2 protein-coding genes are annotated in these 2,366 nt (G+C 52.7%); both read left to right on the top strand.

Annotated elements, in window-relative coordinates; all coding sequences use genetic code 11:
- The first annotated feature begins 48 nt into the window (after positions 1–48).
- Positions 49–693, top strand: coding sequence for an enolase C-terminal domain-like protein (locus BLT47_RS08745; RefSeq protein ID WP_320753525.1), 645 nt, complete (start codon positions 49–51; stop codon positions 691–693).
- A gap of 158 nt (positions 694–851) precedes the next feature.
- Positions 852–2,366: GntP family permease (locus BLT47_RS08740; RefSeq protein WP_143021839.1), on the top strand; the 1,515-nt coding region annotated here is incomplete at its 3' end.

Here is a 2,366-nt window from a genome sequence, read left to right as displayed (position 1 = left end):
GCGCGGAATATGTTTTACGGGACATGGTAGAAGACTACCTTTCTCCGGCTGAACGCCGGGGCTAGCCTATGTCCACCAACAGGGGGTCAGGTCCATATCCGCCGGCTCGGCTTGGCGCGCGAAGCTATCGGGCCGGATGTGCGCCTGGCGGTAGATGCCAACCAGGTATGGGACGTGCCGGATGCGATTTCCTGGATCAACCAATTCCATGATTTCGATCTTGCCTGGGTAGAAGAGCCTACCTCACCGGACGATATAGTCGGCCACGCTACGATCGCGCGGGCTATCAACCCGATTCCGGTGGCTACCGGCGAGCATAGTCACAACCGCATTATGTTTAAGCAGTACCTGCAACTCAATGCCTTCGAAATTATGCAAGTTGATGCCACTCGCGTGGCTGGCCCGCAAGAACTGGTTATCGAATTCCTGCTGGCCCACAAGTTCGGGAAGAGGGTGTGCCCGCACGCTGGCGGGGTGGGTCTGTGCGAAGCTGTTGCGCACTTCTCGATGTGGGATTACGTGGCCCTTTCCGGGACCATGGAAGGCCGCGTCATCGAGTATGTGGATAATCAGCACGAACATTTTGTACATCCGACGGTCATCAAGAACGGCAACTACATGCCCCAAACTGCGCCGGGCAATGGCGCGGAAATGACCCAGGAAACTGCTGAGAAGTACCTCTACCGCGGGTGAGTAACAGGGGATCTAACTGGATATCCCCACCGTGGTGCAGTAATGATCCGTGCGCTACGGACCATCTAATAAAAGAAACATAGGAGACGCGCCCCCGGTGTGGTCCACAAAGTAACTATGCCGGGGGATGTATATTTGCATACTTTTGAGGTATATAAATGCACCTATTATCAAATCTGGCCCCTCAAGCATTGGGAGGCCCGCCCTATGCACTATCCGGGGCACTATCAACTTCCGTACCAACAGAAGTCGCGACGGCTACGCAACTAAATCCCACTGCGCTGATCATTAGTATTATCGTAGGCGTAGCATTACTAATTTTGCTTGTTAGCTGGGCGAAGGTACATCCTTTTATTGCAATCATGGTGGCGGCACTTGTCACCGGTATAGGCTCCGGCTTCGGGCTTATGAACACAGTCCACGCTTTCCTTGATGGATTTGGAGATACCACGCAAAGTGTGGGGATCCTAGTAGGAATCGGCGCCATGTTAGGTGCTGTGCTCATGGTTACAGGAGCAACAGACGTCCTTGTTGACGTGCTGATTGAAAAATCCTCACGGAAGATGCTTCCCTGGACAATGGCGTTGATCGGCACGCTCATTGGGCTACCGCTCTTCTTTGATGTAGGCCTCATTATTATGGCACCAGTAATAATCATGGTTGCCCGTCGTTCAAAGATGCCTTTGATGATGATCGCGATGCCGGCGCTAGCGGGTTTGTGCGCGATGCAAGCTCTCGTTCCGCCGCATCCTGGGCCTACCGCCGCTCTGCAGACCTTCGAGAACGGTTCTATGGGCATAACCATGGGGATGGGGATTTTGATAGCGATCCCGCTTGTGATTATTTGCGGCCCACTCTTTGCACGATACGCCACCAAGATTGTGCCGAGAGGTGCACCAGAAAACTCCATCGTGGCAAGCTCCACTACGAATGGTGTCACCGTGCGCAAAAAGCCTTCGTTCGGTCTCTCTCTGCTATGCGTTACCATGCCCGCTATTTTGCTTATGATCACCTCGGTGGTCATGATGATCTGGCCGGGATTAGAAGAATCCCCAGCTTTGGGCGCTGAAATTTTGCGGTTTATTGGCAATCCTGAAATTGCTTTGCTGATTTCACTTGTATTTGCTGCCCTTTCTCTCTTTGGTGTTACCCGTTATCCGTGGGAAAAGCTCAATAGTGAAGCAGGAAATGCCTTGCGACCAATTGCCGGAATCGTGTTCATTCTCGGAGCCGGTGGTGGCTTCAAGAATGTATTAATTGACACGGGTGTCGGGGACGTAATCACGCAGTTTGTAGAAGATACACACATTTCCATCATTTTGGTTGGCTGGCTTATTGCCGCTTTCGTGCGTATCGCTACCGGTTCTTCTACGGTTTCAGCTATTACGACTGCTGGTATTCTCGCGCCAACTGCTTCTGCGCTGGCTTATGGTCCGGTGGAGATATCACTTCTTGTACTTGCTATCGGCGCTGGTTCCTTCATTTTCTCCTTCGTCAACGACGCTGGGCTGTGGTTGGTGAAGGAGTACTTCGGATTTACACTCCCAGAAATGTTCAAGACCTGGACGGTTATGACCTGGGCCCGACCCCCGGAAAGTGGACATGGGGGTGGTGTTTATGCTGCAAGGTCAAGTGTAGCTGACGCGTGTTTTTCGAAGGTGTCTGGGGCCTGG

It is taken from the genome of Actinobaculum suis (genome assembly GCF_900102025.1).
Classification (GTDB): Bacteria; Actinomycetota; Actinomycetes; order Actinomycetales; family Actinomycetaceae; genus Actinobaculum; species Actinobaculum suis.
The sequence above is the reverse complement of the archived record's forward strand: the minus strand, read 5'-3'. Positions and strand labels throughout refer to the sequence as shown.